The sequence below is a fragment of the Methylophaga lonarensis MPL genome (genome assembly GCF_000349205.1).
Taxonomy (GTDB): Bacteria; Pseudomonadota; Gammaproteobacteria; order Nitrosococcales; family Methylophagaceae; genus Methylophaga; species Methylophaga lonarensis.
The window spans coordinates 74,111-82,640 of record NZ_APHR01000004.1; the positions used below are offsets into that span (position 1 = coordinate 74,111).

Below are 8,530 nucleotides of genomic sequence, written 5' to 3' on the forward strand. Positions count from 1 at the left end.
AATCCAAGCGGCTGTTTAACTGTGTTTTGCCCTCATTAGCAAAGACTCTATCTGGTTATCCTGCAGCCGTTTTTGCATCGCATCCGCACTGTCTCGTCCGACGATGGGACCAATCTGAACCCGGTGCCAAGTATCCTGATTGTCTATGGTAACGGTCTGAACTTTGGACTCAATACCTAAAAAGGCTAATCTCGCCCGAAAGGCATCGGCATCTTCAAGCTTACGGAATGATCCCACCTGAATCATATAACTGATTTGCGCTTCAGCAGGAATCGCTGCCGTTGCAGGTCCGGCAACGGGTTCCGCAGGCGCTTCAGCCGCTGCTTCCGGCGGTGAAGTCACAATCGGTTGCTGACTTTGTCGGGGTTGCTGCACCACGACTTCGGTTTCCGGTAACAGCGTATAAAAATCAAATGTCGGCTGAATACCTCTGCTTTCACTACGCGGTGTCTGTTGTTTGCTGGCCTTGTCCTCCGGCACATTATCTTTGAGATGCATCAAAAACATCACAAAAGCACCAACGGCAAAACTCAGTAACATCGGGCCCCAGGGCAGACTGCCTTTCTGCTGTTTTCGGGTATTTCTTCGTGCAGCCATTATTTTGTCAGCCTCTTACATCGATTCTGGTGCAGAAACGCCCAGAACCGCCAAGCCATTGGCAATTACCTGGCGCACTGCAGCGACCAGACACAAACGTGCCTGACTGAGCTCAGCCTCATCCACAATAAAGTGATGCGCGTTGTAGTAAGTGTGGAAATCGCGAGCCAGATCCATCAAATAATGCGCCAGAAGATGCGGCGCATGATTGAGTGCTGCAAGCTCCAGCACTTCAGGGTATCTGGACAACATGGTGAACAGATCCTGTTCCTGAGGTTGGGTCAGCAGTTGCAGGTTTTGCTGGCCTGATTCAGGCGTCCACTCACCACCTCGTTCCTGCAATTGTCGGAACACACTGCAAACACGGGCATGCGCATATTGAACATAGTAAACAGGATTATCGTTGCTTTGTGACTTGGCCAGTTCCAAATCAAAATCCATATGCTGATCAGCACTGCGCAGCACATAGAAAAATCTGGCGGCGTCCTTACCTACCTCATCACGCAACTCGCGCAGAGTGACAAACTCGCCGCTACGCGTTGACATGCCTACTTTTTCGCTGCCGCGATACAGCACGGCAAACTGCACCAACAAGACATTGAGCTGGCTGATATCCTGCTGCATGGCATCCATGGCAGCGCGTACCCGAGGAATGTAGCCATGATGATCGGCGCCCCAGATATCAATAATGCGATCAAAACCACGCTGGTATTTGTTCAGGTGATAGGCAATATCAGAGGCAAAGTAGGTCGGCTGGCCGTTGTCACGAATCACGACACGGTCTTTTTCGTCACCAAAATCTGTTGACTTGAACCACCAGGCACCATCCTGCTGATACATGACATTGGCTTGTTTGAGCTGCTCAATAGCGGTTTCAACCACACCGGATTCGACCAGTGAACGTTCTGAAAACCATTGATCGTACTCGGCACCGAACTCAGCCAAATCATCACGAATATCTGACAAGATGGCGTTCAAGCCAATATCAAATACCAGACGATAATGTTTTTCACCCAGGATGGTTTTAGCTTTCTCGGTCAAGGCATCGATATGTGCTTCTTTATCACCACCTTGTGGTTCATCCGCAGGAATATCGGAAAATACTTTTGAGGCCGCATGCAGAAGTTTGTCGCCTTGCTGCTGCAACAACATTTCCGCAATATCCTGAACATATCCGCCACGGTAACCATTGCTTGGGAAAGGAATTTGTTCTCCACAAGCTTCCAGATATCGGAGCCAGACACTGGTTGCCAGAATATCCATCTGGCGACCGGCATCGTTGACGTAGTATTCACGATGCACATCAAAACCGACGGCTTTAAGCAGACTGCTGACTACTGAGCCATAGGCAGCGCCTCGACCATGACCCACATGCAATGGGCCTGTTGGGTTGGCTGAAACAAACTCGACTTGAACTTTTTTTCCGGCACCGACCTTGCTGAGACCGTATTGGTCTTGCTGTTGCAATACATCAATCACAACTTGTCGTGAAGCAGCTTCGCTAAGAAAGAAGTTGATAAACCCGGGCCCTGCAATTTCAACCTTGCTGATGACTGCATTATCTTCCAGTGCACCCACCACTAGTTCAGCAATTTGTCGAGGATTCATGCCGGCTGCTTTAGCCAGTACCATTGCGATATTGCAGGCGAAATCGCCGTGTTTTTTATCTTTGGTACGTTCCAGTTGCACTTCGGGCAACTCGGTAACGGTGAGTTTCTGCAGACCGACCAGCTTGCCAAGGGCCTGCTCTGTCAGTCGGATGAGTTGTTGTTTCAAGGGTCGACAGCCTTAATCAAGACAAATGATAAATGCCGCATTTTAACCGATCCATGTTCGGGATGACATCAACCATTCATGTCATCGGTATCAGGAATAGTGTTTCTAGATCAGCGCTACCGGGTCGACATCAACAGACCAGCGGCATTTTCTGGCCAGCTTGAGTTTGGAAATTTCTGGCAATGTCTGGTCCAATAATTGATGCAATGGCTTTCGCTGTGCGCAACTGAGCAATAACTGAGCTCGATAACGTCCTGCTTTTTTCTCCATAAGTGCCGGAACAGGTCCCAACAATATCACCTCTGGCGATGGGTATTTCTGCATGACCGAAAGCACATCAAACAGCAGCTGCATCGCTTCATTTTGAATCATTGCTTCGGAGCGTATCACTACCCAGTAATGGCTGGGCGGCATCATCAATTGTGTGCGTTCCTGTAACAATGCCTCCGCCACTGAGGCATAGTTCTGATGCAGTAGATGACGCCAGAATTCATGATCAGGCTGACTGGTCTGGATCATCACCTGGCCTTTTTTTTGGCCTCTGCCGGCTCGGCCGGTCACTTGAACAACCAATTGGGCGAGATTTTCAGTGGCTCTGAAATCGGCGCTGAATAATCCATGATCGGCATCAACTATGCCTACCAGAGTGACATTGTGAAAGTCATGGCCTTTAGCAAGCATCTGAGTCCCCACCAAAATTTGTGGTTCTCCGGACTGAATTTCTGCAACGATTTCTGCAAAGGCATTCTTGGCCTGTGTGGTATCTCTGTCGATGCGGATCACCGGATAATTTGCAAAGCGCCTGGCCAGTGATTGCTCTATTTTTTCGGTACCTGCGCCGTAGTGTTTTAATTCCTTGTGACCGCAGTCCGGACATTCATCAGGTAAGCGTTGAATGTAACCACAGTGATGGCAGAACAGAATATTCCGATGTTGGTGAACCACCATTCGCGCGTCACAATGTTTGCAGTGTGCTTGCCAGTTGCATTCATGACACATCAAGATCGGTGCAAAACCACGTCGATTGATAAACAGCAATACCTGATTTCCTCTGGCAAGATGTTTTTCAATCGCTTGAAGCATTTGCGGACTTATCGATTCACTGAGTCCTTCGGTACTCACCAGTTCAACCTTGGGTAACTGTGCGCCTCCAGCTCTCTCAGTCAGTTGCAGTTTTTGATAACGGCCTTGTGATGCCAGATGCAGGCTTTCGAGTGAAGGTGTAGCACTGCCCAGCACTACCGGAATACCGTGATTGCGTCCTCTAACCATGGCAATATTTCTAGCATGGTATCGCAGGCCGTCCTGTTGCTTGTATGAACTGTCATGCTCTTCATCAATAATCACTAACCCCGGATTCAACAGCGGTGTGAAGATGGCTGATCGGGTACCAATAATGACTTTGGCAGCACCCTCTCTGGCCAGAAGCCAGGCTTGTTTTCGTTCACTATCAGATACCGATGAGTGCATAACGACAATTTGTGAACCTAGCCTCGCGTAGAAACGTTCAACAAACTGCCCAGTCAAGCCAATCTCAGGGATTAATACCAGTACTTGCTTGCCCTGTTCCATCATCCGAGCGGTCAACTCAATGTAAATCTCGGTTTTGCCACTACCGGTAACGCCATGCAGCAGGAAGGGTTGAAAGTTGTCCTTATGCTGCCAGACAGTCTCGACAATGGACTGTTGATCGCTGTTAAGTGTTTGACTGTGATCCAGGATATTGCCGTTGAATAATGGCATTTTTGCTGTCTGATCGGCCTGAATCAGCTCCAGTTTTTGTAGACCTTCCAGGCTGCTTTTGCAGCTTCCAAGCTGTTTTTTTATCTGGCTGTCGCTCAGAGCGTTTTGATGCTGCTCAAGTAAGTTGATGATTTGTTGTTGTTTTTTGCCAAGACGCTGTTCGGGCTGTCTGTTTTTGGCCAAGCGCCAATATGTTTCATACTGCAGTTGTGCAGCATCGGCGCGTCTGAGTTGCTTGGGCAACGCCGCTTGAAAGCATTCACCAATCGGATGATGGTAGTAACGACTGACCCAGACAATGATGTCGAATAATGTCTGGGGAATCAGTGCTTGTTCATCAATGCGTTGCTCAATATTTTTGAGTGTTTTTTGATCGACGGAATCATTGTTTTTGCTGGATATAACAATGCCAATCACATTACGCCCCGAGAAAGACACTTTTACCCGCATACCCGGCTGCCAGCTATCGGCATCAAGTTCACTCAGATAGTCAAATGTTTGCCTTAGTGGACACGGAACCGCCACTTGCACAATGCTGGACATTAAATCATTACCAAAGAAAATATATAAAGAATTTATGTGATGTTAGTTCTTTAGTCATGTGGATAATTGGATTAATCCTTTATTTTGTTTAGATTCAGTTGCTTGAGTTCTATCGAGGCTGTTGATAACTTCCGGCTGGCGCAAGCGATCTCCTGTGGGTAACTATTGAAGTTATCCACAAGGATTTTTATCCACAGCTTATGATCGATTCAATACAGTGTCTGTACAGAAGTTATGTTGGCTTAATTTTGATCAGTTTCAAATTGACTGTTCTGAAAGTAATTAAAGGCTTTCATGGATTGTTGGCAGATACGTCGTGCCTGGCTGATAGCAGTCAGCAGCTTTTCCATCCGGGCAATTGAAAGCGTGCCTTCTGCGCCACGTCTAAGCAGTAGCGATTTCAGTGATTGATAATTGCTTTCCAGTGAATCCATCTGATGTGTGATGTCTGATTCACCACTGTCGTTGATGTTGGCAGCTGACACCAGGCTTAGGCAATCTTTATAGAAGTCATTGAGTTGTGTTTCTATGTGCGATGCCATGGTGGTTTCCAGCGTACCGCGATTTTTGTTCAGCATCACTGCCAGTTCGGAAATAGCTGCGTAGTATTGGTTGATCCTCAGCAATACCGGCAGTTTTTCCGAGACGGATTCAGGCAGATTTTGCTTGTAGAGTTGATGGCTGTATTCACCGATAGCCAGAATAATCTGCTCGCAATACTGCTGATTTTTCTTCAGATCCGGATGGAGTCGTTCAAAATTGATACTGTCTGCAGCGGCTTTTAATGCCATCTCCGCGACGCGTTGTGTTTCTTTGACCAGGCCATGCATAGCCAGTGACGGCAGGTTCAGAGCATGCTTATCCAGATAACGGGCTTTACCCAGTTCATCTTCTTTACTGATAAATCGATGTTCCAGCCAGTTCACCAATCTGTTGGCGATTGGCCAAATCAGCAGGATACCCAGCAGGTTAAACAAGGTATGGAACAGTGCCAGCGTTGTGGTTTCTGCCGGCACATCCACCAAAAGCTGTTGCACAAAATGCAGAATAGCCAGTAGTGGTGCCAGTATCAGCAAGGTGACGGAGGCGGTCAGCAGATTGAAGATGACATGGCTGCTGACAACCCGTTTGGCGGCAGCGGTGCTGCCAAAAGAAGAAAATATAGCGGTTGATGTTGAACCAATATTGCTGCCAACAACAACGGCAGCAGCAGGCATCAGCCCAATAATTCCTCCGGCCAGTGCTGTCATGGTAATGGCCAGCATCAAACTGGAAGATTGCAACAATACGGTGGCCAGAAAGCCAATGCCTGTGAATAACAGAATGTCAGTGGCCAGATGGCCAGTGCTGATATCCAGTGATATTGCAGCGCCTAAATCGGCAAAACTGTCTTTCAGAACGTCAATTCCCAAAAACAACACACCAAATCCGACCAGCGCCTGACCGAGCCAGGCGACAGCTTTTTCTCCCTGACTGATTTTTAGCAGCATTCCAATGCCAATCAGTGGTAGTGCAAAGGCGGCAATATTGAAATTAAAGCCAATCATGGCGACCAGCCATGCAGTGACAGTGGTACCAATATTGGTGCCAAAAATGATCCAGATAGCCCGCTCCAGTGTCAGCAATCCGGCGTTAGTGAAACCAATGGTGGCAACCGTCACCGCACCGGAATGCTGAATCAGGGCGGTTAAAAAAAATCCCATGCCCAGACCATGCAGTCGAGTGCGTGTCCAGTGTTGTAGAAGTTGATGCAAGGTATTGCCGGCGGCCATGCGCAGACCTTCAGACATTAACCACATGCCGAGCATAAACATGCCCAGTCCGCCTACTACTGCAGAAATTGTCGAAAACATCACAGATCCTGTTTGCACCGCTGATGATTTTGATAATACCGGAATCATCAAAATCCAGTGCTATGCTATGCTATGCGACAGTCAAAAACAGGTGACAATATGAAAATTGCAATTATTGTGGCGATGGATAAACAGGGTGTGATTGGTCGGGAAAATGGTCTGCCCTGGCGCTTATCAGCCGATTTACAGTACTTTCGCCGGGTAACGATGGGCAATCCCATTATTATGGGTCGCAATACCCATGAGTCTATTGGCAGGCCGTTGCCAGGCAGAACCAATATCGTACTGACCCGACAGGATGATTATCAGGCTGTCGGTTGTGTGGTGGTCAGGGATATTTCACAAGCACTGGCGGCCTGTGGCGATGCCGAGCAGGCCATGGTGATGGGCGGCGCTTCTCTGTACCAGCAGTTTTTACCTCTGGCAGATCAGCTGTATTTAACCCGTGTTGATGCCGAAGTCGCCGGTGATACCTGGTTTCCACAATGGGAGCCAGAGCAATGGCAGTGTCTGAGCCGTGAAGCTCATCCGGCAGATGACAGCAATGAATATGGCTATTGCTTTGAGCAGTATCAGCGGCTTGTTTAGGGCCTCAGCAGCCGGATCGCAGACTGAATATGCTCGGCAGCTTCGTGACCAAGCTCGGTCAGATAACCACCATCGATCTGATCGATAAAGCCGTTGTTAAATAACCGTTCAGCCGCTTCAACCAGCCCCGGTCTTGCTGAGCTATGATGAATTTTAATGCCGGACAAGGTGCTGTCGAGATCAAACTGCATTAATACTTCGATTTCATCAATGATAGTTTGTGCGATGGTCATAGTTCAGCTCCGCTGCCCGTAGTGGTGTCTTCAGTATGGCGAGCTTTTTTATTTGTTGCCAGTAGTTGAGTGATGGTTTCTGCGTTGACCGGTCTGCTCAGATGATAACCCTGAGCGAAATCGCAGCCTTTGCGCTTGAGCAGATCAAGATGTTCGGCCGTTTCCACGCCTTCGGCGAGGGTTTTCAAACCGAGTGATTTTGCCAGGGTGATAATGGCATCAACAATGGCAGCATCATCCGGATCTGCCAACATATCCAACACAAAGCTTTTGTCGATTTTCAGCATATTGATAGGAAATTGCTTCAGGTAGCTCAGTGAAGAATAACCGGTACCAAAATCATCCAGTGATAATCCGATGCCATGTTTTTTGACCGCTCTGAGTTGCTGGATGGTCAGCTCAATATCCATCATGGCAACGGACTCGGTGATTTCCAGTTCAAGGTGCCGGGCGGGTAGCTGGTAGCGATGCAGAATCTCACAGATATCATCAACCAGTTGGAGGTTGTTGAACTGAACGGCTGACAGATTGACCGCAACAAAAATATCCTGATGACCGTCATCAAGCCATTGCCGGCATTGTGCAATGGCCTGTTCCAGTACCCATGTTCCAATGGGATTAATCATGCCAGTCTCTTCTGCGACCGATATAAACTCGTCCGGCGATACCAGACCATATTCGGGATGTTGCCAGCGTATCAATGCCTCACAACCACTGATGCTTTGTGTGTTGAGGTCAAATTGGGGTTGATAGACCAGGAAGAGTTGCTGCTCTTGCAGCGCATTTCTCAGTGCATGTTCGAGCTCCAGCCGATGCACAATTTGCAGATGCATTTCTTCGGTGAAAAACTGATACTGGTTTCTTCCGGCTTGTTTGGCACGGTACATGGCAGTATCGGCATGCTTGTTCAGTGATTCCGCATCTCGACCATTATCAGGATAGATACTGATCCCCACAGAGACGCTGATGAATAGCTGATTGTCGCGGATGGTAAACGGTTGGTTAATAGCATTGATCATTTTTTCAGCCACATGCGCTGCTCCTTGAGCATCGGTGTCTGGCAACAACACAATAAATTCATCACCACCGGTTCGGCAGACCGTATCTTCTTCTCGGACCAGTTCTGTCATCCGATTGGCAACGGCGATTAACAAATCATCACCCACCGCATGTCCAAGGCTGTCGTTGATATACTGA

7 protein-coding genes are annotated in these 8,530 nt (G+C 48.2%); 1 reads left to right on the forward strand and 6 read right to left on the reverse strand.

The window, feature by feature from the left end; all coding sequences use genetic code 11:
- Window positions 1-15: 15 nt before the first annotated feature.
- The 4 genes from MPL1_RS00955 to MPL1_RS00970 form a co-directional block, all read right to left on the reverse strand.
- Window positions 16-597, reverse strand: coding sequence for an SPOR domain-containing protein (locus tag MPL1_RS00955; protein WP_009725261.1), 582 nt, complete (start codon window positions 595-597; stop codon window positions 16-18).
- A 15-nt stretch (window positions 598-612) separates the two neighbouring features.
- Entirely contained in the window at window positions 613-2,373 is a 1,761-nt protein-coding gene (gene argS / locus MPL1_RS00960) for an arginine--tRNA ligase (protein ID WP_009725262.1), read from the reverse strand.
- Between the two features lie 105 nt (window positions 2,374-2,478).
- On the reverse strand, window positions 2,479-4,659 hold the full coding sequence (locus MPL1_RS00965) for a primosomal protein N' (protein WP_009725263.1): 2,181 nt from the start codon (window positions 4,657-4,659) through the stop codon (window positions 2,479-2,481).
- A gap of 242 nt (window positions 4,660-4,901) precedes the next feature.
- Window positions 4,902-6,512 (reverse strand): Na/Pi cotransporter family protein, encoded by a 1,611-nt coding sequence (locus MPL1_RS00970; protein ID WP_152417537.1) that lies wholly within the window; start codon window positions 6,510-6,512, stop codon window positions 4,902-4,904.
- A gap of 99 nt (window positions 6,513-6,611) precedes the next feature.
- On the opposite strand from MPL1_RS00970, the gene folA reads away from it, so the two are divergent.
- Complete coding sequence (gene folA / locus MPL1_RS00975; protein ID WP_009725265.1) at window positions 6,612-7,100, forward strand: type 3 dihydrofolate reductase; 489 nt, start codon at window positions 6,612-6,614, stop codon at window positions 7,098-7,100.
- Here folA and MPL1_RS00980 read toward each other — a convergent pair.
- On the reverse strand, window positions 7,097-7,333 hold the full coding sequence (locus MPL1_RS00980) for a TIGR02647 family protein (protein WP_009725266.1): 237 nt from the start codon (window positions 7,331-7,333) through the stop codon (window positions 7,097-7,099). The genes folA and MPL1_RS00980 overlap by 4 nt on opposite strands.
- Window positions 7,330-8,530, reverse strand: a 1,201-nt coding sequence (locus MPL1_RS00985) for a putative bifunctional diguanylate cyclase/phosphodiesterase (protein WP_009725267.1), incomplete at its 5' end; no start/stop codon positions are given. The genes MPL1_RS00985 and MPL1_RS00980, both read right to left, overlap by 4 nt.

What these genes read in the sequence shown, in the direction of transcription:
- MPL1_RS00955 (WP_009725261.1), bottom strand. Translation starts at nt 597, where the DNA reads ATGGCTGCACGAAGAAATACCCGAAAACAGCAGAAAGGCAGTCTGCCC.
- MPL1_RS00965 (WP_009725263.1), bottom strand. Translation starts at nt 4,659, where the DNA reads ATGTCCAGCATTGTGCAAGTGGCGGTTCCGTGTCCACTAAGGCAAACA.
- MPL1_RS00970 (WP_152417537.1), bottom strand. Translation starts at nt 6,512, where the DNA reads ATGTTTTCGACAATTTCTGCAGTAGTAGGCGGACTGGGCATGTTTATG.
- folA (WP_009725265.1), top strand. Translation starts at nt 6,612, where the DNA reads ATGAAAATTGCAATTATTGTGGCGATGGATAAACAGGGTGTGATTGGT.
- MPL1_RS00980 (WP_009725266.1), bottom strand. Translation starts at nt 7,333, where the DNA reads ATGACCATCGCACAAACTATCATTGATGAAATCGAAGTATTAATGCAG.